Source organism: Cupriavidus sp. 05T42 (assembly GCF_056396345.1).
On the sequence record NZ_JBFTLH010000009.1, the window covers coordinates 150,378 to 173,110 of the forward strand.

A 22,733-nucleotide genomic window follows, 5' to 3' on the forward strand; every position below is an offset into this window, starting at 1 on the left:
ATTGCGCGGCGCGCCCCGGTTGCGCGGCATCCGGCTTGGCGCGCAAGTGCTGGCCGGGGCCGATTGGCGCATTCCCTGAATACCTGGAGAACCTGCATGACCCGCAATGATTTGCTTGACCGTCTCGCCACGACGCAGGCCTCTGCTCTGGAAACCCAGGGTCTTGGGCTGGTGCCGATGGTCGTCGAGCAGTCCGGCCGGGGCGAGCGCGCGTATGACATCTACTCGCGCCTGCTCAAGGAGCGCGTGGTGTTCATGGTCGGCGAAGTGAACGACCAGACCGCAAACCTGGTCGTGGCCCAGCTGCTGTTCCTCGAGAGCGAGAATCCGGATAAGGACGTGTCGCTGTACATCAACTCGCCCGGCGGTTCGGTATCCGCCGGCCTGGCGATCTACGACACGATGCAGTTCATCAAGCCCGACGTGACCACGCTCTGCATGGGCATGGCGGCGAGCATGGGCGCCTTCCTGCTGGCGGCTGGCGCCAAGGGCAAGCGCAGCGCGCTGCCGAACTCGCGCATCATGATCCACCAGCCGCTGGGCGGCGCGCGTGGCCAGGCCTCGGACATCGAGATTCAGGCGCGCGAGATCCTGTACCTGCGCGAGCGCCTGAACAGCATCCTGTCGGAAGTGACCGGCCAGCCCGTCGAGAAGATTGCCCGCGACACCGATCGCGACAACTTTATGAGCGGCGACCAGGCCGTGGACTACGGTCTGATCGACAAGGTCATCTCGCGCCGCGGTTGAGCCGACGCCGGTGTGTCGGAGCGGGCGGCCCACGGCCCTGCGCCGGGGCTCCCGCCACACAGCCTGCGCCAAATGACGCAGGCTACACCGGAACGAGGCTGTGCGCCTCGTTTTTGCGTTTTGCCCCACACGCCGGGGAAGCCGCCGACTGCGCCAATTGTTTTGGCGTATGATGCGTTTAATGCGTTTCCCGTGGGGCTCTCCCGCCGTGCGGGGACCACACTGCTAATGTGACTGATTCCTATGGCGGACAAAAAAGGTTCATCCAGCGAGAAGCTTCTGTATTGCTCGTTCTGCGGCAAGAGCCAGCACGAGGTCAAGAAGCTCATCGCGGGCCCGTCGGTGTTCATTTGCGACGAATGCATCGACCTGTGCAATGAAATCATCCGTGACGAGGCCGCCGCGACCGATAAGGACGCCACGGCCGCCACGCGTTCGGACCTGCCCACGCCCCACGAAATCCGCGAAAGCCTGGATCAGTATGTGATCGGGCAGGAGCAAGCCAAGAAGATCCTGGCGGTAGCGGTGTACAACCACTACAAGCGCCTTAAGCATCTTGGCAAGAAGGATGACGTCGAACTCTCCAAGAGCAATATTCTGCTGATCGGGCCGACCGGCTCGGGCAAGACATTGCTCGCGCAGACGCTGGCCCGGCTGCTGAACGTCCCGTTCGTGATTGCCGACGCCACCACGCTGACCGAAGCCGGCTACGTGGGCGAGGACGTCGAGAACATCATCCAGAAGCTGCTCCAGAACTGCAACTACGAGGTCGAGAAGGCCCAGCGCGGCATCGTCTACATCGACGAAATCGACAAGATCTCGCGCAAGTCCGACAACCCGTCCATCACGCGCGACGTGTCGGGCGAGGGCGTGCAGCAGGCGCTGCTGAAGCTGATCGAGGGCACGATGGCCTCGGTGCCGCCGCAAGGCGGGCGCAAGCACCCGAATCAGGACTTCCTGCAGGTGGATACCACCAACATCCTGTTCATTTGCGGCGGCGCGTTCGACGGCCTGGAAAAGGTCATCATGCAGCGCTCGGACAAGACCGGCATCGGTTTTGCGGCACAGGTGCAGAGCAAGGAAKAACGTGATGTCAGCGAGGTGCTGCCCCAGACCGAGCCGGAAGACCTGATCAAGTTCGGCCTGATTCCGGAGCTGATCGGCCGCCTGCCGGTGGTGGCCACGCTGGCCAAGCTGGACGAGGCCGCGCTGATGCAGATCCTGGTCGAGCCCAAGAATGCACTGCTCAAGCAGTACCAGAAGCTGCTGGCGATGGAAGGTGTGGAGCTGGAGATTCGTCCGGCCGCGCTGTCCGCCATCGCACGCAAGGCCATCCGTCGCAAGACGGGGGCACGCGGTTTGCGTTCCATCCTGGAACAGTCGCTGATGGACGTCATGTACGACCTCCCGAACTACAAGGGCGTGCAAAAGGTGGTGATCGATGAAAATACGATCACCGGCGATGCACCGCCGCTGCTCATGTACGAAGAGCAGCAGCCCAAGGTTGCGGGGTCCAACTGACGAACGCGCCGGCCTACGTGGTGCATGCCACACCGGCTTAAAAATCAAGCGGCCGTTCGCCTGAAAGCGAACGGCTTTTTTTCTTCAATTCGACGATACGAACGGGAGGAAACGCGGGTATGCTGTTTCAGAGTGGGTCACAGGTGCTTTGCGCGGCACTTTTTCGCGCGGCATGACGGCACAAAGAATCGGGGGCGGTACCTTGCAATCGATTCCCGTGACCCTATTTACGCCTTAAATGACTGACTGGGGAAAATGATGTCCGGAACACAACTCCTCCCGGCTGAGCCGATTCGCCTCCCACTGTTGCCGCTGCGCGACGTGGTGGTGTTTCCGCACATGGTGATCCCGCTGTTCGTGGGTCGCCCGAAGTCCATCAAGGCGCTTGAGACTGCGATGGAGTCGGGCAAGAGCATCATGCTCGTGGCCCAGAAGACGGCTGCCAAGGACGAGCCGACGGCTGACGACCTGTACGAGGTTGGCTGCATCGCGAATATCCTGCAAATGCTGAAGCTGCCCGACGGTACCGTGAAGGTGCTCGTGGAAGGCACGCAACGCGCGAATATCACCGAGGTGAGCGAGGACGATTCGCACTTCATGTGCGAAGCCGTGCCTGTGCCGCCCGCGCCGGTCGAATCCGCCGAGACCGAGGCCCTGCGCCGCGCAATCGTGTCGCAGTTCGACCAGTATGTGAAGCTGAACAAGAAGATCCCGCCCGAGATCCTGACGTCGCTGTCGGGCATCGATGAAGCTGGTCGTCTGGCCGATACCATCGCCGCGCACCTGCCGATCAAGCTCGAGCAGAAGCAGAAGATCCTCGAGATGGTCAATGTGACCGAGCGTCTCGAGAGCCTGCTCTCGCAGCTCGAAGGCGAGATCGACATCCTGCAGGTGGAAAAGCGCATCCGTGGCCGCGTGAAGCGCCAGATGGAAAAGAGCCAGCGCGAGTACTACCTGAACGAGCAGGTCAAGGCGATTCAGAAGGAACTGGGCGAGGGCGAGGAAGGCGCCGACCTTGAGGAGCTGGATAAGCGCATCAAGGCCGCACGCATGCCCAAGGAGGCCAAGAAGAAGGCCGACGCCGAGTTCAAGAAGCTCAAGCTGATGTCGCCGATGTCGGCCGAAGCCACCGTCGTGCGCAACTACATCGACACGCTGGTCAACCTGCCGTGGCGCAAGAAGAGCAAGGTCAACAATGACCTCGCGAACGCCGAGCGCGTGCTTGACGAAGACCACTATGGCCTGGAGAAGGTCAAGGAACGGATTCTCGAGTACCTCGCAGTGCAACAGCGCGTGGACAAGGTGAAGGCGCCGATCCTGTGCCTGGTCGGCCCCCCCGGTGTGGGCAAGACCTCGCTCGGGCAGTCGGTGGCACGCGCCACGAACCGCAAGTTCGTGCGCATGGCACTGGGCGGCGTGCGTGACGAGGCCGAGATCCGCGGCCACCGCAGGACCTATATCGGMTCGATGCCGGGCAAGATCCTGCAGAGCCTGTCGAAGGTTGGCGTGCGCAATCCGCTATTCCTGCTCGACGAGATCGACAAGATGGGCATGGACTTCCGTGGTGACCCGTCGTCGGCGCTGCTCGAGGTGCTGGACCCGGAACAGAACCACACGTTCCAGGACCACTACATCGAGGTGGACTTCGACCTGTCGGACGTGATGTTCGTGGCGACGTCGAACTCGCTGAACATCCCGCCGCCGCTGCTGGACCGTATGGAAGTGATTCGCCTCTCGGGCTACACCGAAGACGAGAAGGTGAACATCGCCACGCGCTACCTGCTGCCCAAGCAGATCAAGAACAATGGTCTGAAGGTTGGCGAGATCGACATCACCGAAGCGGCCATCCGCGACATCATCCGCTACTACACCCGGGAAGCCGGTGTGCGGTCGCTGGAACGCGAGGTGTCGAAGATCGCGCGGAAGGTGGTCAAGCTGCTGCTCCTGAAGAAGGAATCGGGCGCGGTGAAGGTCGATTCGGAGAACCTGGACAAGTTCCTGGGCGTGCGCAAGTACGACTTCGGCCTGGCCGGCAAGGAAAACCAGGTGGGCCAGGTGACCGGCCTCGCGTGGACCGAGGTGGGCGGCGATCTGCTGACCATCGAAGCCGCCATCATGCCGGGCAAGGGCAACATCACGCGTACCGGCTCGTTGGGCGATGTGATGAAGGAATCAGTCGAAGCTGCGCGTTCGGTGGTGCGTTCGCGGGCACGTCGCCTGGGGATCACGGATGAGATGTTCGAGAAGCGCGACATCCACATCCACGTACCCGAAGGCGCCACGCCCAAGGATGGTCCGTCGGCCGGCGGGGCGATGACGACTGCACTCGTGTCGGTGCTGACCGGCATTCCGGTGCGGGCGGACGTGGCCATGACTGGCGAGATCACGCTGCGCGGCGAAGTGCTGCCGATCGGCGGTCTCAAGGAGAAGCTGCTGGCGGCCCATCGTGGCGGCATTAAGCTGGTGCTGATCCCCGAGGAGAACGTCAAGGATCTCGCCGAGATTCCGGACAACGTGAAGAACGCCATCGAGATCGTGCCGGTCCGCTGGATCGACAAGGTGCTGGAGCTGGCACTCGAGCGCAAGCCCGAGCCGCTGGCCGAGGAAGAGGCCAAGCCCGCCGAGGTGGCGGACAAGGCCAAGGCCACGGTCGAGATGATTCATCACTGATTGACCGAGCGCTGTCAGGAAGATGCCGCGGGGTTCCCCCGCGGCATTTTTTTTTTGCGCGGCCGGGGTTGGCAACGCGGAAAGTCTCGTATTACAATCGCGGCCTCGCAACGCAAACAGCGGCAGCCAGGCAGTAACCGCCGAGTCGTGCGAAGCGAGATTACCCAGCGGGCGCGCAAGCCCGCGATGGTCTAGTGGGTGCTTAGCTCAGTTGGTAGAGCGGCGCCCTTACAAGGCGTAGGTCGGGGGTTCGAGCCCCTCAGCACCCACCACTTCACCATCCCAAGGGAACCCACGCAGGAGTGGTAGTTCAGTTGGTTAGAATACCGGCCTGTCACGCCGGGGGTCGCGGGTTCGAGTCCCGTCCACTCCGCCAAGCAAAATCGCCCGCGCATGCGGGTTTTTTTGTATCTGTTGTCTTCCCAGCCATTCCCCGCTTACGTGACGCTGCCGCATCAGCAAATGACGGTTTCGCGCCCAGCACCTGCTAGAATCGCGGAGTTTGTCTTCGTGCCAACCCCTTACCAGAATCAGCATGCTTGATTTCGTACGCAACAACCGGCGCCTGATGCTTTTGCTGCTGCTGGTGCTTGTCTTCCCGTCGTTCGTATTCTTCGGCGTGGAAAGCTATTCGCGCTTCATGGATACCTCGCACGACGTCGCCAAGGTCGATGGTCGCGCAATCACCGTGCAGGAAGTGGACAACGTGGTGCGCGACCAGAGCGAGCGCATGCGCCAGATGCTGGGCAATCAGTACGATCCGCGCATGTTCGAAGGTGCCGCCGCGCGCCAGTCCGTGGTGAACCAGCTGATCCTGCAACGCGTGGTGTCCGACGCCACCGCCAAGAAGAATCTGACGGTGTCCGATGCCCAGGTGGCGGCAGCCATCCAGAACATCCCGGCCATCGCCCAGCTGAAGACGGCGGACGGCAAGTTCGACGACAAGGCCTACATCCAACTGCTGGCCACGCAGGGCATGACGCCCGAGCAGTTCGATGCGCGCCTGCGCTTCGAACTGGCCACGCAGCAGCTTGGCGGCGCCGTGGGGACCACGGCGTTCGTGCCGAAGTCGCTGCTGGACCGCCTGATCGCCGTGCGCGACCAACAGCGTGACGTGCAGACGCTGACGATCAAGCCGGCTGATTTCACGTCCAAGGTCACGGCTGACGCCGCCGCGCTGAAGGCCTACTACGACGCGCATGTGTCGGCCTACACCACGCCGGAACAGGCGAAGGTGGAGTACGTGGTGCTGTCCGGCGACTCCCTGGCCGCGAGCCAGACCGTGACGCCGGAAGAGCTCAAGTCCTACTACGAGAGCAACATCGCGCGTTTCCGGACCGACGAGCAACGCCGTGCGAGCCACATCCTGATCTCAGCGCCCAAGGACGGCAAGGAAGCCGACCGCAAGGCCGCGAAGGACAAGGCCACCAAGCTGCTGGAAGACCTGCGCAAGCATCCTGAGACGTTCGCCGACGTGGCGAAGAAGCAGTCGCAGGATCCGGGTTCGGCGGAGAAGGGCGGCGACCTCGGCTTCATGGGCCGCGGCGCGCTGGTCAAGCCGTTCGAGGACGCCATGTACGCGCTCAAGGACGGCCAGATCAGCGATGTGGTGGAAACCGACTACGGCTACCACATCATCAAGCTGACCGGCATCAAGGCGGCCGAGACGCAGCCGCTCGAGGCCGTGCGCCCCGAACTGGAAGCCGAACTCAAGAAGCAACTGGCGAGCAAGAAGTACACGGAGCTGGCCGATGCCTTCGGCAACACCGTCTACGAGCAGTCCGAAAGCCTCAAGCCGGCCGCCGACAAGTTCAAGCTGACGATCCAGACCGCCGACAACGTCACCCGCACGCCGAACCTGGCGCTGGGCGCGCAGAACCCGCTCAACAATGAGAAGGTGCTGAAGGCCCTGTTCAGCGACGACGCGCTCAAGAACAAGCGCAACACCGAAGCGGTGCAGGTGGGCCCGACCACGCTGGTGGCGGCACGTATCGTCGACTATCGCCCGGCGACCGCGCGTAAATTCGAGGACGTGGAAGCCCAGGTGCGCCAGGCCTACGTCGCCCAGCAGGCTGCCGAACTGGCCCGCAAGGATGGCGAAGCCAAGCTCGAAGCGTTGAAGAAGGCCGACAGCGCTGCCGGCTTCGGCCAAGCTGTGACGGTGTCGCGTACCAAGGCAGACGGCCTGTCGCCGAAGGCGGTCGAGGCCATCATGCGCGCCGACACGACCAAGCTGCCCGCTGTGGTCGGCGTGGACCTCGGTGCGGATGGTTATGCGATCTATCGCATCGGCAAGGTCAGCTCGCCGACCCAGGCGAACCCGGGCCAGCGCGACGCCGAGTCGCAACAGCTGGCCCAACTGGCCGGCCAGGCCGAACTCGCCGCCTACTATGAAACGCTGAAGGCGCGGGCGAAGGTCAAGATCCTGCGTCCGATCGCGGCCACCGACGTACCGGCCAGCGAAGGCGCAGCGCAGTAACCGGCGCGGCTTGCCAGCAAAAAACCCCTGCGGTCAGCGACCAGCAGGGGTTTTTTGTTTGGGGAGGACGATCTCAGCGCTTTTTCGCCGGCGCTTTCAGCAGCGGCTGCAACTGCGGCCAGACATTGTCGAGCAGCGTGGCCTGGGCGGCGGAGGTGGGATGAATGCGGTCGTCCTGGAACCACTCGGGCCGGGCGATCACCTTGTCGAGGAAGAACGGCACCAGACTCACGCGGTACTCGCTGGCCAGCTTGCTGTAGAGCGCGAAGAAGCGCTCGGTATAGTCGGGGCCGTAGTTCGGCGGAATCCGCATGCCGACCAGCACCACGCCGGCGCCCGCCTGGCGCGCCGCCGTCAGCATGCCGCGCAGGTTGGTTTCTGTGGATTGCAGGGACAGACCGCGCAGGGCATCGTTGGCGCCAAGCTCCACGACCACCACGGCCGGCTTGTGCCGGGCGAGCAGGTCCGGCAGGCGCGTCTTGCCGCCCGACGTGGTCTCGCCGCTGATGCTGGCATTGACGACGCTATAATCGAGGCGCTCCTTGTGCAGGCGGTCCTGCAGCAGGCTGACCCAGCCGGTGCCGCGCGCGATGCCGTACTCGGCCGACAGGCTGTCGCCAAGCACCAGCACCGCGGGCGCAGCGGTGGCAGCCGGTTTCGCGGCCGTTGGCCTGGCCTGAGTTTGGGCCTGAGCCTGGGCGCCGGCCGGCAGCGCCGCCATCAACATCGCCGCGCCCAGCATCGCACCGCACGCCGCCAGCGCCCTGGGGCGCCAACCGTATCCAATCCTCTCGCTCATGTCCTCTTCCATTCTCGCTGTCGAGTCACTCGGAAAGACCGTTGCCGACACGACAGGTTCGCTGACGATTTTGCACGACGTCTCGTTTTCCGTCACGCCGGGCGAAACGCTGGCCATCGTCGGCGCGTCCGGCTCGGGAAAATCCACGCTGCTGGGGCTGCTGGCGGGCCTGGACCTGCCCAGCACGGGCTCGGTGCGGCTGCACGGCCAGGATCTGTTCACGCTCGATGAAGACCAGCGCGCCGCGCTGCGTGGCCGGCACGTGGGCTTCGTGTTCCAGTCGTTCCAGTTGGTGGGCCACCTGACAGCGCTCGAAAACGTGATGCTGCCGCTCGAGTTGCGCGGCGAGACCGACCGCGTGCGCGAGCGTGCCACGGAAATGCTCGTGCGCGTGGGCCTGGGCAAGCGCCTGACCCACTATCCGCGCACGCTTTCCGGTGGTGAGCAGCAGCGCGTGGCGCTGGCGCGGGCGTTCGTCGCCCGGCCGGACATCCTGTTCGCCGATGAGCCGACCGGCAGCCTCGACACGAGCACCGGCGAGGCCGTGATCGCGCTGATGTTCGAGCTGAACCGCAATGCCGGGTCCACGCTGGTACTGGTCACGCACGACCGCTCCGTGGCGGCGCGCTGCGCCCGCATCCTGACCATCGACGCCGGCCGCGTGGCCAGCGACGAGTGGATGGGCACCGAAGTCTGACGCTCCGGCGGGCGCGGCGTCAGCCGCGCGCCAGCACGGGGCGCGCGCGGGCGATCAGCGCCGCCGTGGACGCATCGTGCGTAGCCTGGGCGCTGCCATTGAGTTCGGCCTCGATCGGGCGCGCAAGGATCTTGCCCAGCTCCACGCCCCACTGGTCGAACGAATTGATATTCCACACCACGCCCTGCACGAACGTGCGGTGCTCGTAGAGCGCGATCAGCGCGCCGAGCACATGCGGCGTCAGGTCTTCCATCAGCAGCGTGTTGCTCGGGCGGTTGCCCTCGAACACCATGTGGGGCAGGCGGTCCTCGTCGGTCATGCCGGCCGCGCGTAGCTCCTCGGCGCTGCGCCCGCGCATCAGCGCCTCGGCCTGCGCGAAGCAGTTGGCCAGCAGCTTGGCATGATGGCCGGGCAGGCTGCGCGGCGGCACCAGCGGTGCCACGAAGTCGACCGGCACGATCTGCGAACCCTGGTGAATCATCTGGAAGTAGGCGTGCTGGCCATTGGTGCCGGCCGTGCCCCAGACCACGGGCGAGGTCTGCACGTGCGCCGGCTGGCCGTCCAGCTGGACCGACTTGCCGTTGCTCTCCATTTCCAGCTGCTGCAGGAACGCCGGGAAGAGTTCGAGCGAGGTCGAATACGGCGCCATGCAGCTGGTCGGCATGCCGAAGAAATTGCGATACCAGATGCCCAGCATCGCCATCACCACGGGCATGTTGCGCGCCAGCGGGGCGGTGCGGAAGTGATCGTCCATGGCGCGCGCGCCGAGCAGCAGGTCGTCGAAGGCATCAAAGCCCACGGCCAGCGCGATCGACAGGCCCACTGAAGACCACAGCGAGAAGCGGCCGCCAATCCAGTCCCAGAATTCGAACATGTTGGCGGGGTCGATGCCAAACTCGGTCACGGCCTCGCGATTGGTGGACACCGCCACGAAATGCCGCGCGAGCTGGTTCTCGGGAACGCCGTTGCGCAGGAACCAGTCGCGCATGCTGCGCGCGTTGGCCATGGTCTCGAGCGTGGTGAACGTCTTGGAACAGACGATGACCAGCGTGCGCGCCGGGTTCAGTCGGACGAGCGTTTCGGCCAGTTCGGTGCCGTCTACGTTGGAGACGAAGTGGATGCGCGGCCCGGTCTGGTCGCCCAGGTGCGCCAGCGCGCGGCAGACCATGCGCGGGCCGAGGTCAGACCCGCCGATGCCGATGTTGACGACATCGGTGATGGTCTGGCCCGTGGAACCGGTCCAGGCGCCGCCGCGCACGCGCTCGGAAAAGTCCTGCATACGGCAGCGCACGTCATGGATGGCCGGCATCACGGAGACGCCATCGACCTTGAACGGCGCATCGGGCAGCGCGCGCAGCGCCACGTGCAGGGCGGCACGGTCTTCGGTGGTGTTGATGTGTTCGCCCGCGAACATGGCGTCCCGGCGCTGCGTCACGCCGGCTTCCTCGGCCAGCTTCATCAGCAGCGCGAAGGTTTCGAACGTGATGCGGTTCTTGGAGTAGTCCAGGTACAGGCCGGCGGCTTCCAGCGAGAAGTCCTCGACCCGCCGGGCGGCTTCGGCTTCGGCAAACCAGTCCTGCATCGGCGTATGGCGGATGGCGTCGTGGTGTTGGCGAAGGGCGGTCCAGGCGTGGAGTTCAGTCGGCATGCGGTGTTCGGTTTGTCTCAGGGGGGCAAACGCCCGGCGTGGCGGGCAGCGGTAGTATATCGCCGGAATTTGGCGGTACATGCGCGGTAACGGACGGATCTTTCCCGTCTTTTGTTCCGATTGCGTCACCAAGGGCGGATGGGCGGACGCACACGCTACCTTAGCAGCCATGGCGTCCGTGTTTTATCGGACATTGTCCGACGTGGTGCGTTCCCCTGCTGCCCCTCAAGTGCGGGGACGGGCGCGTGCCGCGAGCCGGCCCGCCACACGGCGCAGCAACGGCTCGCCGCCGGCCACGCAGACGCCGCCCACGCAGATCACGGCGATGCCGAGCGCGGTGGTCCAGTCCGGCAACTGCCCGAATGCGAAGTACCCGACCACCGTGGCCGAGAAGATCTGCAGGTACAGGAAGGGGCTCAGGAACGAGGCATCGGCGTACTGGAACGCGCGGATCACGAAGTAATGCCCAAGTGACCCGGTGATGCCGGCGGACAGCAGCAGCGCGGCCTGCGCCGGCGTGGGAACCGCCTCGAACCAGAAGAATGGCACGATGAGCGTGGTCAGCACCGCGCCGGTCACGCCGCTCTGGATCAGCGTGGTCATCGGCGCGTCATGGGCGGCGATGTGGCGCGTCAGCATTTGCAGCAGCGCGAACAACATCGCGGACAGCAACCCCAGCCCCACGCCGAGCGTGCTCAGTTCGCCGCCGGGCCGCACCACCACCAGCATGCCGGCGAAGCCGATGGCGACGCCGATCCAGCGCGTCCAGCGCGCGTGCGCCCCCGGGCGCTCACCGAGCAGCCACGGCGATAGCGCCACCACGAACAGCGGCGCGCAGAAGTTGAGGGCGGTGGCCTGCGCCAGCGGCATCAGGCGCAGCACGCTGAAGAACACCAGCGTCGATGCCAGCATCAGCACGCCGCGCAGCCACTGGAGGCGTGGCCGCGAGGGCCGATACTGCAGCCGCCAGCGCGTCGGCCCCAGCAACAGGAAGATGGCCACGACATGGCCGAGATAGCGCACCCAGGCCACCGCGACCACGGGCAGGCCCTGCTGGGTCAGCGTCTTGCCGGTGGCGTCGAGCAGGCTCAGGATCCATTGGCCGAGCACCAGCAGCGCGATGCCGGTCAGCAGGCGACGGCGCGGATCGTCGCCCGTGGTGAGACTGGCGGCCTGGGTCATGCCGTCCGGCCCTGGATCAGCGCATTGAGGATGTCGCGGGCGGGCAGATAGAGTTCGCTGGCAGTCATGCCCGCCGGGCCGGTGCCGCTGGCGACCAACCGGTCGGCGGCGCACCCATGGATCCAGACCGCCGCGCAGGCGGCGTCCTTCGGCGCCATGCCTTGCGCCAGCAGCGCGCCGATCATGCCGGCCAGCACATCGCCCGTGCCGGCCGTGGCCAGCGCGGCGTTGCCGGTCGGATTGATGGCGATGCTGTCCACGCCAGCCGCCGCGATGAGCGTGCCGGAGCCCTTCAGCACGATCGTGGCCTGCCATGCGGCGGCCAGCGCGCGCGCGGCGCCAAGGCGGTCACGCTGGATCTCGGCCACGGTGCAGCCGAGCAGCCGCGCTGCTTCCAGCGGATGCGGCGTCATCACGTGCGGCACGCCGCTGGCGCGCAACGCATCGGCCAGGGTCTTGTCGCCAGACAGCAGGTTCAGCGCATCGGCGTCGAGCACGAGCGGCGGGGGTGGGCTGGCCTTGGCGCAGGTGTCGATCCATTGCCCCAGCAGCTTGCCCGCCGCGCCGCCGGTACCCATGCCCGGCCCGATGACCAGCGCGGACATGGTCTCGACGGCCATGTCGGCCACATCGTGCAGCATCAGTTCGGGGTGGACCGGGTCCATCAACGGCGCCGGCTGGGCGAGGAAGCCCACATGCACGCGCCCCGCGCCCAGATGCAGCGCCGCCCGCGCGCCGAGCAGCGGCGCCCCGGCCATGCCGTGGCTGCCGCCGAGCACCGCCAGCGAGCCAAAGGTGCCCTTGTTCACCGCATGCGGGCGCCCCGGCAGCGCATCGCGGAATGCGCCCGGCAGGTTCACATGGGCGATGGCGGCCTGCGCCGGCGGATAGGGCAGGCCGAGCGGGGCGATGTCGATCTCGCCTGCGCAGTCGCGGCCGTCCAGCGTGAGCAAGCCCGGCTTGGCGGCGATGAAGGTCAGCGTGCGGCGCGCGCGGATGGCCGGTCGGCCCGCGCCGGTATCGGCGGACAGCCCGCTTGGAATGTCCAGCGCGTACACCGGCAGTCCGGCGGCGTTCACATGATCGATCCAGCGCGCCACGTTGCCGTCCGCCGGGCGGTTCAGGCCGATGCCGAGCAGGCCGTCGACCAGGGCAGTGCAGCCCGCCGGCCAGGGCGGCAGGGCAGCGGTGGTGTTGGACGGGTCGGCCGGCACGGCCAGCAGCGGCACGCCGGCCGTGCGGGCCTCGGTCCAGGCACGCGAGGCATCGGGCGGCAGCCGGTCGGTCTCGGCAGTCAGCCAGACTTCGACCTGCCGCCCCGACTGGTGCAGCCGCGTGGCCGCGACCAGCGCATCGCCGCCATTGTTGCCGGCGCCAGCCAGCAGGACGATGCGGCCCTCCGGCACCTGCCGCGCCAGCCAGTCGGCGGCGGCATGGCCGGCGCGCGTCATCAGCGTGAAGGCGGGCAGTGCCGCCAGCGCCGCATGCTCGATCTCGCGGATCGTGGCCACGTCATGAAGCGGCGTGGCGTCGGTGCCGGTGGGGTCGAGCGGCAGCCAGTCAGGCAGTGGGGAAGACGGGGAGGGCGAGGCGGTCATGGTCGGCATCAGGCCAGTATCAAGCGGAGGCCAGGCCGTAGCGCGCAGGGGTGAGGCCGTCCATGTCGATGGCCGGTCCGTCGCCTTGTCCCGCGCTGGCGGCAATCTGGTCCGCCGCGATTTTGCCCGATCCGCAGCCCATCGCCCAGCCCGTGGAGCCATGGCCGAGGTTCAGGAACAGGCCGGGCACGCGCGTGGCGCCGATCAGCGGCGGGCCGTCCGGCAGCATCGGCCGGGCGCCGGCCCACAGCGTGGCCTCGTTGTAGTGGCCCGCCACCGGAAACCAGTCGCGCGCCACCTTGATCAGCGTGTCGAGCGCAGCCGGGCGCGGGTCCAGCCGGCGCGAGCCGAGTTCGGCCGTGCCCGCCACGCGCAGCCGGTTGCCCATGCGCGTGATGGCCACCTTGTACGACTCGTCCATCAGGGCGGCGAGCGGCGCCTGTAGCTCGTCGCGCACCATGACCGTGGCCGAATAGCCCTTCACCGGATAGAGCGGCACGCGCAGCCCCAGGGGGCGCAGCAGCGCGGCACTGCCGACGCCGGCGGCCACCAGCACGCGGTCCGCCTGCAGGGTCTCGGGCGTGGCGCCGCGCGGAGCGGCCAGTTCGACTGTCAGGCCGCCACTGTCAGTGGGGCGCAGCCGGGCCACATCGGTATCGAGCCGGAATTGCACACCCGCCGCTTCGGCATGCTGGTGCAGCCGTCGCACGAACATCGGGCAGTTGCCCGATTCATCTTCGGGAAGATGGAGGCCGCCCGCCAGTGCCGTGTCGGCAGCCAGGCCGGGTTCGATCCGCCGGCAGCCGGCGGCATCGACCAACTGATGGGGCACGCGGTTCTCGCGCAGCACGGCCAGCGCCGGCGCGGCGAGGTCGAGGTCCCGTTGGGTGCGGAACAGTTGCAGATAGCCGCGCGACTGCTCGTACTCGATCTCCAGCGCCTCGCGCAGCCCATGCAGGCAGTCGCGGCTGTAGAACGCCAGGCGCTGCATGCGCAGCTTGTTGGCGCGGTAGCGCTCCGGCTGGCACTCGCGCAGCCAGCGGCCGATCCAGCGCCACATGGCCGGATCGGCGCTGGGCCGGAAGACAACGGGGGATTCGCGCTGGAACAGCGTCCGCAGGACCTTGCCCGGCATGCCCGGCGCGGCCCACGGCGTGACGTAGCCCGGCGCGATGACGCCGGCATTGCCGAAGCTGGCCTCCTGCGCCGGCGCGCCGCGCCGCTCGAGCACCGTCACGGAGAAACCGGCCTGGCGCAGGTACCAGGCGGAGCACACGCCGATCACGCCGGCACCGATCACAATCACATGCATCTTGGCGGTTTGTCCCTGTGTCGATGAACCCTCGATGGCGCCGCCGCTACTTCAGCTCCTTCGCCATCACCACGTCCGGCAGCCACGTGACCACGGCCGGCCAGACCGTCACGATGGCGATGGCGAGCACCATCATCATGAAGAATGGCAGCGATACCCGGGCGATGTAGTTACTGTCCTTGCCGGTCATGCTCTGTAGCACGAACAGGTTGAACCCGACCGGCGGCGTGACCTCGGCAATCTCCACCAGCAGTACGATGAAGATGCCGAACCATACCAGATCGAAGCCGGCCTGCTGCACCATCGGCAGCACCGTGGCAGTGGTCAGGGCGATCATCGAGATGCCGTCCAGGGCGGTGCCGAGGACGATGTAGATGATCGTCAGCACGCCGATCAGTGCCCACGGGGACAGGTGCAGCGCCGCCACCCACTCCGCCAGCGCGCGCGGAATGCCCGTGAAGCTCATGGTCACCGAGAGGAACGAGGTGGCGCCCAGCACGAACATGATCATCGCCGTGAGCCGCGTGGCCGACATCAGGCTGTCCCAGAACGCGCGGCGCGTGAGCGACCCGCCCATCCAGGCCAGCGCCAGCGACGCCACCACACCATAGGCCGCGGCCTCGGTGGCGGTGGAGTAGCCGGCCATCATGATCCAGGTGATGAACGCGATCAGCACGATGCACGGCATCAACTGGCGGATGGAAGCCAGCCGCGAGCGCCAGCCGAAGGTCTCGGCGGGCGGCACGCGCTTCGGGTTCATCAGCGCCCAGACCACGATGTAGCCCGAAAACAGCACCATCAGCAGCAGCCCGGGCAGGAAGCCGGCCAGGAACACGCGGATGATCGACACATCGGCAGATACCGCGTACACCACCATGGTGATTGACGGCGGAATCAGGATGCCCAGCGTGCCGGCCGTGGCGAGCGAGCCGAGCGTCATGCGCTCGTCGTAGCCGCGCCGGGTCAACTCGGGCAGCGCCGACTTGGCGATGGTCGCGCAGGTGGCCGCTGACGAGCCCGACACCGACCCGAAGATGCCGCAGCCCAGGATGTTCACGTGCATCAGCCGGCCCGGCAGCCAGTTGAGCCAGGGCGAGAGCCCCGAGAACATCTGCTCGGACAGCTTGGTCCGGAACAGGATCTCGCCCATCCACACGAACAGCGGCAGCGAGGCCAGCGTGTAGGAGGCGCTCGACGACCACCACGCGTTGGCGAGGTTGACCAGCGCATCGTGGTCCGAGAACACCACCAGCCCCACCCACGAGGTGACCGCGATGGCCACCGGAATCCACGTCCCCACCGCCAGGAAGACCACCAGCACGACCAGCAGGATCAATGCGACGACAACGGTACTCATCAGATCGTCTCCCCGAAGTCGCCCGACGCCAGCTTGGCCTCCTGCGCCAGCTGGTAGCGCGGCTTCAGGCGCCGCACCACGCGCAGCCATTCGTCGGCCACGGCGAGCAGGAAGCCCACCGCGCCGATCACGGCGAAGCTCTGCGGAATCCAGAGCGGAATCACGATCTGCCCCTGCGACACATCGCCAATATCCCAGCTCTGCCAGGCGAAGGTGCCCAGCGCCCAGGACGCGTAGCCGGCGAACAGCAGGCAGATGGAGAGCGAGAGCAGCTCCAGCATCCAGCGGCGGCGCGGCCCCACGGCCTCGAGCAGCATCTCCACGCGCACGATGCCGCCGTGCTGGAAGGTCTGTCCGAGGACGAGGAAGGCCGAGGCGGCGCACAGCCAGGCGACGATGTCGTCGCCGCCCTTGAGCGTGATGGTGGTCTCGCGCGAGATCGACATGGCGATCATGACGATGCACACCGCAAGGATGCAGAGCGCGCCCAGCACGGCGCAGAAGTCCAGCCAGCGATCCAGCCAGCGCTTGTCAGGCAACGGAGTGGTCATGGGGGTTACTTCTTGTAGGCGCCGAGGATGGCCTTGCCGTCGTCGCCGGCGCTCTTGGCCCATTCGTCGACCATGACCTGGCCAACCTTCTGCATATCGCTCTTCAGCTGGGGCGAGGGCGGTGCCACGGTCATGCCGTTCTTCGCCAGCGTGGCCAGGTAGTCGCGCGTCTTCTGCTCGGAAACCTGCCAGCCGCGCTTCTCGGCATCGGCCACGGCCTTGAGCAGGGCGTCCTGCGTGGGCTTGTCCAGCGCGGCGAAGGCCTTCTTGCTGACCACCAGCATGTTCTTGGGCAGCCAGGCGTCCACGGTGTAGAAGTACTTGACCGATTCCCAGACCTTGGTGTCCACGCCGGTGGCGCCGGAGGACATGAACGAGTTGACCGTGCCGGTGGCGAGTGCCTGGGCGAGGTCGGCCGCCTGGATCGTCACGGGCTGGGCGCTGACCAGTTCGGCGATCTTCGACGTGGCCGGGTTATAGGCGCGCCATTTCAGGCCCTTCATGTCGGCGGCGCTGTTGATCGGCTTGTTCGCGTAGATGCCCTGCGGCGGCCAGGCCACGGCGTAGAGCAACTTCATGCCCTGGCGGTCCAGCACCTTCTCGGTCACCGGCTTGGAGGCTTGCCAGAGCTGGAAGGCATCGGCGTAGCTGGTGGCCAGGAATGGCACGGCATCCACGCCGAAGACCGGGTTCTCGTTGGCCAGCGTGGACATCAGGATCTCGCCCATCTGCACCTGGCCGGTCTGCACGCCGCGCTTGATTTCGTTGGCCTTGAGCAGCGAGCCATTGGGATGGAGCAGGATCTTGAGCTTGCCGCCGGTGGCCTTTTCCACGTCGTTGGCCATCTGCTGCAGGTTCTCGGTGTGCAGGTTGGTGGCCGGATAGCCGGTGGGCAGGTCCCACTTGGTGTCCGCCCATGCTGCCGTGCTGCCAAGCAGCAGGGCTGCCGCCGCAACTGCCATTGCCTTGACTCGCATCTCGATCTCTCCTGGTGTTGCGCGTGGGCGCCTGCCCGACTGCGCGGGTTGGAACTACCGGGCGCGCGTCAGATATCAGGCAATACAGGGTTCGATTGTCTGAGACATGACGTACGCCGCGATCACGCGCGCGGCTTCTGGCTCGGTCGCCGCGCGGTGAGCATTGCACGATGGCTTCGAATGCAAGGGCCGTGCCCAGTGGCTGCGCACCGGGCATGGCTTCGGGAATCCACAGGGTAGCAAGAAGCGCCCGGCGCCGACAGATAGGGTTCGTCTGGATGTGGCGGGCGCGCCGCGCGGGTCAGGACGCGGCCGGCTCGCGGGCGGGCGGGGGGAATTGCATCGCGAAACGGGTGGTGCCAGGCGCGGAGCGCACCGAGATGCTGCCGCCGTGCGCGGCGACGATGGCGCGGGTGATCGACAGCCCCAGGCCCACCGTCTCGGACTCCGGCCGGGCGCGCGACTTGTCGCCCCGGAAGAAGCGATCGAACAAAGAGGGCAGCAGGTCCGGCGCGATGCCGGGGCCGTCGTTCTCCACGGCGACTTCCACCTCGCCCGCCTGCCGGGTGACGGTGACCGTGACGCTGCCGCGCTCGGGGGTGTAGCGCAGCGCGTTCGACAGCAGGTTGCTGAGCGCGCGCCGCAGCATCAGGCGGTCGCCGTCGATGCGCGCATCGCCCACCAGCCGCAGGGCGATGCCCTTGTCCTCGGCCAGCGCCTCGTAGAACTCGAACAGGGCCAGCACCTCGGTGCCGATCGAGATCGACTCCTTGTGGGGGAGGTCGAGCCCATGCTCCATCTTGGCGAGGTAGAGCATGTCGGAGACCATGCGCGACAGGCGCTGCAGCTCTTCGACGTTCGAGACCAGCACGTCGCGGTAGCGGGCCGCGTCGCGCGGCTGCGAGAGCGCCACCTGGGTCTGCGTCATCAGGTTGGTCAGCGGCGTGCGCAGTTCGTGGGCGAGGTCCGACGAGAATTCGGACAGCCGGCGGAAGTCGTCCTGCAGGCGCGCCAGCATCGCGTTCAGGTCGGCGGCCAGGGCGGCCATCTCGACCGGCACGGCCTCCACGGGCATGCGCTGGTCGAGCTTGTCGCCGGTCACGGCCTTGGCGCGCGAGGCCATCGCACGCAKCGGCGACAGTCCGCGCCGCGCCGCCCACCAGCCGAACAGGCCGCTCGCCAGCACCGCCAGCGCCACGTAGAGCACCAGCGAGCGGCGGAACGCGCGCAGGAAATGCTCGTGGATGTCGGTGTCCATCGCCAGGATCACGCCGATGGGCCGGGCGGCATCGCCCGCCGGCACCGCCGCGCGCAGGCCCCGGTAGCGCTTGCCGGCCTGCTGCCAGGCGAGGCGATCTTCGCCTTCTTCGTGGACCGGCCGGGCGGCCAGCGCTGCCGTGAAGTCAAAATCCGGGGTGGCGTAGCGGGTGCGGCCATCGGGCTCGCGGAGGTGGATCAGCACGCCGGCGTGGTGCGCGTAGGGGTCGCCGGCATGGCCCGCATGAAGTGCTTGGGGCGAAGCGCCCGCCGCCAGCGATTTTTCGATGACGCGGAGGTTATCCCGCAGCAGCGCGTAGTCCTCATCGGCGAAATGGCTGTCCATGGCCGAGAGGATCAGCCCGGCCAGCCCGAGCAGCACCACCGCCGACGACAGCGAGAACAGCACTGTCAGCCGCGTGGTGAGCGAGTATCGGCGCCTCACGCCTCGTCCTCCGGCACCTCGAGCACGTAGCCCATGCCGCGCACGGTCTGGATCAGCTTGGGTTCGAAGTCATCGTCGATCTTGGCGCGCAGCCGGCGGATGGCCACGTCGATCACGTTGCTGTCGCTGTCGAAATTCATGTCCCAGACCTGCGAGGCGATCAGCGAGCGCGGCAGCACCTCGCCGCGCCGGCGGGCCAGCAGTTCCAGCAGGGCGAATTCCTTGCCGGTCAGCACGATGCGGCGGCCGGCGCGCGTGGCCCGGCGGCGGGCGAGGTCGAGCACAAGGTCGCCGATCTCGATGCGGTCCAGCTGCACGATGGCGGTGCCGCGCCGGAGCAGGGTCCGGACCCGGGCCAGCAACTCGGAAAAGGCAAAGGGTTTGACGAGGTAGTCGTCGGCGCCCAGTTCCAGCCCCTTGACCCGGTCGGCCACGCTGTCGCGGGCGGTCAGGAACAACACGGGCACGGGGTTGCCGGCCCCGCGCAGGGTCTGGAGGACGCGCCAGCCGTCCATGCCGGGCAGCATCACGTCGAGGATCAGCAGGTCGTAGGCCTCGGTMATCGCCAGGTGCCCGCCGTCCTGACCGTTGACGGCCAGATCCACGACGAAGCCGGCCTCGGTCAGGCCCTGCCTCAGGTATTCCCCGGTTTTCGGCTCGTCTTCCACCACCAGCAGCTTCATGCCCACTCCCATCCGTGCGAGGCAACAGTGTATGTCGCTCCCTCAACATGACAAGAAGATTACCGGAATGTAATGTTCGGGTCATTTGTCGGTTACTGCGAAGTCACTAAGCTGGCTGCGCCTATATAAGAGACACCAAGGATTCATTGCATGCGACCCATATCTCCGGCGGGGCTGTTGCTGTCATCGCCGCGCGGCCTGACAAGGCGTCGATTCGTTCAGGGCCTGGCGGCAGGCGGCGTGCTGGGGGCGGTTGGCGCCGTGCCGGCATGGGCGCAGGCGTCCACCGGCCCGGCCCGCGCCGGCAGCGGCACCGCGCCGGTGCTGCGCGGCACCGAGTTCGATCTCGTCATCCAGGACGCGGTGGTGGACTTCACCGGCCGGAAAACCATCGCCCCGACCATCAACGGCATGCTGCCCGGCCCCACGCTGCGCTGGCGCAAGGGCGATACGGTGACGATCCGCGTGACCAATCGGCTGAACGAGCCCACGTCGCTCCATTGGCACGGCATCCTGCTGCCGTACCAGATGGACGGTGTGCCCGGGATCAGCTTCCCGGGCATCGCGCCCGGCGAGACGTTCACCTACCGCTTCAAGGTGGCGCAGAGCGGCAGCTACTGGTACCACTCGCATTCCGGCTTCCAGGAGATGACCGGCGTCTACGGCGCGATTGTGATCGATGGCGATGACGACACGATCCGCGCGGATCGCGACTATTCGGTGCTGCTGTCCGACTGGACGGAAGAAGACCCGATGCGCATCCTGTCCAAGCTCAAGACCCAGAGCGACTACTACAACTACAACCGGCCCACGGTGGGCGACTTCTTCCGCGATGTGTCGCAGGACGGCCTGGGCGCCGCGCTGGAGAAGCGCAAGATGTGGAACCAGATGCGGATGAATCCGACGGATCTGGCCGATCTCTCGGGCGCCACGCTGACCTACCTGATGAACGGCGTCACGCCGGCCGGCAACTGGACCGGCCTGTTCCGCGCTGGCGAGACGGTGCGGCTGCGCTTTATCAACGGCGCCGGCAATACGTTCTACGACGTGCKGATTCCGGGGCTGAAGCTCAAGGTGGTCCAGGTGGACGGGCAGGGCATCGACCCGGTTTCCGTGGACGAATTCCGATTCGGCCCCGGCGAGACCTGCGACGTGCTGGTGACGCCGACCGACGACGCCCACACGGTCTTCGCCCAGTCGATGGACCGGAGCGGCTACGCGCGCGGCACGCTGGCCGTGCGGGATGGGATCAAGGCGCCCGTGCCGCCGCTGGACCAGCCCGAGTGGCTCACCCCGGTCGACATGATGGGCAGCATGGACCATGGAGCGATGGACCATGGGGCGATGGATCACGGCGCGATGGATCACGCTGCGATGGGGCACATGGACCACGGCGCCATGGATCACAGCCAGCACGGCATGGCCGCGCCCGACCGGCTCCGGGTGCCCAGCACCAAGGCGCGCCACGCGCGCACCGAATACGGCCCGAGCACCGACATGCGCGTCGACATGGCCCGCACCAACCTCGACGACCCCGGCATTGGCCTGCGCAACAACGGGCGGCGCGTGCTGACCCTCTCGGACATGTATACGATCGGCGGCCCGATGGACCAGCGCGGCCCGGGGCGTGAAGTCGAACTGCACCTGACCGGCAATATGGAACGCTACACGTGGTCATTCGATGGGGTCGAGTTCGGCAAATCGACGCCGGTGCGCTTCCGCCACGGCGAGCGGCTGCGCGTGATCCTCCACAACGACACGATGATGACCCACCCGATGCACCTGCACGGCCTGTGGAGCGAGCTTGAGGCGCCGGACGGCTCCTTCCAGGCGCGGCGGCACACCATCCCGGTTCAGCCCGCGCAGCGCATCAGCTTCCTCGTCACCGCCGACGCGCTCGGCCGCTGGGCCTGGCATTGCCACCTGATGATGCATATGGACGCCGGCATGTTCCGCGAAGTGGTGGTGGCATGATGACGCTGCAATTTCGGAAAAGAATGATTGTCGCGGCGCTGTTTTCCGGGCTGGGCACGAGCGCTGCGCTGGCCCAGCACGATGCGATGCAGGGTGGCAGCGCGCCCGCCGATGCGCGCGACCCGCACGCGTATTCGGATGGTTACCAGCTGGGCGTCGGCCAGTACGCACTGGGCGGCCATCGGTCCTTGCACATGATGGATGAGCACCCCTTCGGCTCGGTGCTGATCGATCGGCTCGAATGGGCGCACGGCAACGGCAACAATGCCGCCGCCTACGAGGCCCAAGCGTGGTTCGGCGGTACCTACAATCGGCTCGTGATCAAGGCCGAAGGGGGGGCCGCGCAGGGCAGGGTGCACGATGCGCGCACGGAATTGCTCTGGGGCCACGCGGTGGGCTCGTACTGGGACACCCAACTCGGCTTCCGGAACGATGTCGGCCATGGCCGGCCGGCCCGGAACTGGCTGGCGATGGGCATCCAGGGGCTGGCGCCGTACTGGTTCGAGCTGGACGCGACGGCCTATGTCGGCACAGAAGGGCGCACCGCGCTGCGCCTGGCGGCGGAATATGAGCTGCTGCTGACGCAGCGGTGGATCCTCCAGCCGCGTATCGAGGCCAATCTGTACGGGAAGAACGATCCGGAGACGGGCGTCGGCAGCGGGCTGTCGAGCGGGACGGTCGGCATCCGGCTGCGCTACGAGATCAGCCGGCAGTTCGCACCCTATATCGGCGTGGAGCGCTACCAGTCGTTCGGCAATACCGCCGACATGGTCCGCACGGCCGGTGGCCGCAGTGGCGAGACCCGCTTCGTGGCCGGCGTTCGCGCCTGGTTCTGA

Annotated in this window: 17 protein-coding genes and 2 tRNA genes; 9 read left to right on the top strand and 10 right to left on the bottom strand. The window is 66.8% G+C overall.

All coding sequences use genetic code 11. The annotated features are described in order from the left end of the window. Positions 1 to 96: 96 nt before the first annotated feature. The 6 genes from clpP to AC1EJR_RS14795 all read left to right on the top strand — a co-directional run bounded on the left by clpP (position 97) and on the right by AC1EJR_RS14795 (position 7,417). Positions 97 to 747, top strand: a complete 651-nt coding sequence (gene clpP / locus AC1EJR_RS14770) for an ATP-dependent Clp endopeptidase proteolytic subunit ClpP (protein ID WP_092293077.1) — start codon at positions 97 to 99, stop codon at positions 745 to 747. Positions 748 to 990: 243 nt separating this feature from the next. Continuing rightward, positions 991 to 2,268 carry an ATP-dependent Clp protease ATP-binding subunit ClpX gene (gene clpX, locus AC1EJR_RS14775; RefSeq protein WP_477147276.1) on the top strand — a complete coding sequence of 426 codons (1,278 nt, stop codon included), beginning with the start codon at positions 991 to 993 and terminating at the stop codon, positions 2,266 to 2,268. Between the two features lie 258 nt (positions 2,269 to 2,526). Next, positions 2,527 to 4,938 carry an endopeptidase La gene (gene lon / locus AC1EJR_RS14780; RefSeq protein ID WP_092293081.1) on the top strand — a complete coding sequence of 804 codons (2,412 nt, stop codon included), beginning with the start codon at positions 2,527 to 2,529 and terminating at the stop codon, positions 4,936 to 4,938. A 196-nt stretch (positions 4,939 to 5,134) separates the two neighbouring features. Beyond that, positions 5,135 to 5,210 (top strand) — tRNA-Val (locus AC1EJR_RS14785). A 27-nt stretch (positions 5,211 to 5,237) separates the two neighbouring features. Then, positions 5,238 to 5,314, top strand: a tRNA-Asp gene (locus AC1EJR_RS14790). A gap of 159 nt (positions 5,315 to 5,473) precedes the next feature. Further along, positions 5,474 to 7,417 carry a SurA N-terminal domain-containing protein gene (locus tag AC1EJR_RS14795; protein ID WP_477112940.1) on the top strand — a complete coding sequence of 648 codons (1,944 nt, stop codon included), beginning with the start codon at positions 5,474 to 5,476 and terminating at the stop codon, positions 7,415 to 7,417. 73 nt (positions 7,418 to 7,490) lie between these two features. On the opposite strand, the gene AC1EJR_RS14800 is transcribed toward AC1EJR_RS14795, so the two are convergent. Beyond that, a complete protein-coding gene (locus tag AC1EJR_RS14800; RefSeq protein ID WP_255370755.1) occupies positions 7,491 to 8,216 on the bottom strand; it encodes an arylesterase in 726 nt (241 codons plus the stop codon). On the opposite strand from AC1EJR_RS14800, the gene AC1EJR_RS14805 reads away from it, so the two are divergent. Next, positions 8,215 to 8,913 carry an ABC transporter ATP-binding protein gene (locus AC1EJR_RS14805; protein ID WP_092293087.1) on the top strand — a complete coding sequence of 233 codons (699 nt, stop codon included), beginning with the start codon at positions 8,215 to 8,217 and terminating at the stop codon, positions 8,911 to 8,913. The two genes, AC1EJR_RS14800 and AC1EJR_RS14805, sit on opposite strands and share 2 nt — an antisense overlap. Positions 8,914 to 8,932: 19 nt before the next feature. On the opposite strand, the gene pgi is transcribed toward AC1EJR_RS14805, so the two are convergent. From pgi to AC1EJR_RS14850, 9 genes are all read right to left on the bottom strand, one after another. Further along, positions 8,933 to 10,561: a glucose-6-phosphate isomerase gene (gene pgi / locus AC1EJR_RS14810; protein WP_092293088.1), complete on the bottom strand. Its 1,629-nt coding sequence runs from the start codon at positions 10,559 to 10,561 to the stop codon at positions 8,933 to 8,935. A gap of 225 nt (positions 10,562 to 10,786) precedes the next feature. Then, complete coding sequence (locus AC1EJR_RS14815; protein ID WP_092293090.1) at positions 10,787 to 11,743, bottom strand: DMT family transporter; 957 nt, start codon at positions 11,741 to 11,743, stop codon at positions 10,787 to 10,789. Next, positions 11,740 to 13,341, bottom strand: a complete 1,602-nt coding sequence (locus AC1EJR_RS14820; protein ID WP_177219890.1) for an NAD(P)H-hydrate dehydratase — start codon at positions 13,339 to 13,341, stop codon at positions 11,740 to 11,742. Before AC1EJR_RS14820 ends, AC1EJR_RS14815 begins: the two co-directional genes overlap by 4 nt. Positions 13,342 to 13,360: 19 nt before the next feature. After that, complete coding sequence (locus AC1EJR_RS14825; protein WP_092293094.1) at positions 13,361 to 14,653, bottom strand: D-amino acid dehydrogenase; 1,293 nt, start codon at positions 14,651 to 14,653, stop codon at positions 13,361 to 13,363. A gap of 46 nt (positions 14,654 to 14,699) precedes the next feature. Then, positions 14,700 to 16,010, bottom strand: a complete 1,311-nt coding sequence (locus AC1EJR_RS14830) for a TRAP transporter large permease (protein ID WP_441591054.1) — start codon at positions 16,008 to 16,010, stop codon at positions 14,700 to 14,702. Then, positions 16,010 to 16,561 carry a TRAP transporter small permease subunit gene (locus AC1EJR_RS14835; protein WP_092293098.1) on the bottom strand — a complete coding sequence of 184 codons (552 nt, stop codon included), beginning with the start codon at positions 16,559 to 16,561 and terminating at the stop codon, positions 16,010 to 16,012. The genes AC1EJR_RS14830 and AC1EJR_RS14835 overlap by 1 nt, the downstream gene beginning before the upstream one ends. 5 nt (positions 16,562 to 16,566) lie before the next feature. Further along, positions 16,567 to 17,538 (bottom strand): TRAP transporter substrate-binding protein, encoded by a 972-nt coding sequence (locus AC1EJR_RS14840; protein WP_092293100.1) that lies wholly within the window; start codon positions 17,536 to 17,538, stop codon positions 16,567 to 16,569. A 301-nt stretch (positions 17,539 to 17,839) separates the two neighbouring features. Then, entirely contained in the window at positions 17,840 to 19,240 is a 1,401-nt protein-coding gene (locus AC1EJR_RS14845) for a heavy metal sensor histidine kinase (protein WP_477147277.1), read from the bottom strand. Beyond that, positions 19,237 to 19,923 (bottom strand): heavy metal response regulator transcription factor, encoded by a 687-nt coding sequence (locus AC1EJR_RS14850; protein ID WP_477147278.1) that lies wholly within the window; start codon positions 19,921 to 19,923, stop codon positions 19,237 to 19,239. Before AC1EJR_RS14850 ends, AC1EJR_RS14845 begins: the two co-directional genes overlap by 4 nt. Positions 19,924 to 20,073: 150 nt before the next feature. Between AC1EJR_RS14850 and AC1EJR_RS14855 the strand changes: the two genes are divergently transcribed. After that, a complete protein-coding gene (locus tag AC1EJR_RS14855) occupies positions 20,074 to 21,897 on the top strand; it encodes a copper resistance system multicopper oxidase (protein ID WP_477147279.1) in 1,824 nt (607 codons plus the stop codon). After that, positions 21,897 to 22,733 (top strand): copper resistance protein B, encoded by an 837-nt coding sequence (locus AC1EJR_RS14860; protein WP_477113009.1) that lies wholly within the window; start codon positions 21,897 to 21,899, stop codon positions 22,731 to 22,733. The genes AC1EJR_RS14855 and AC1EJR_RS14860 overlap by 1 nt, the downstream gene beginning before the upstream one ends.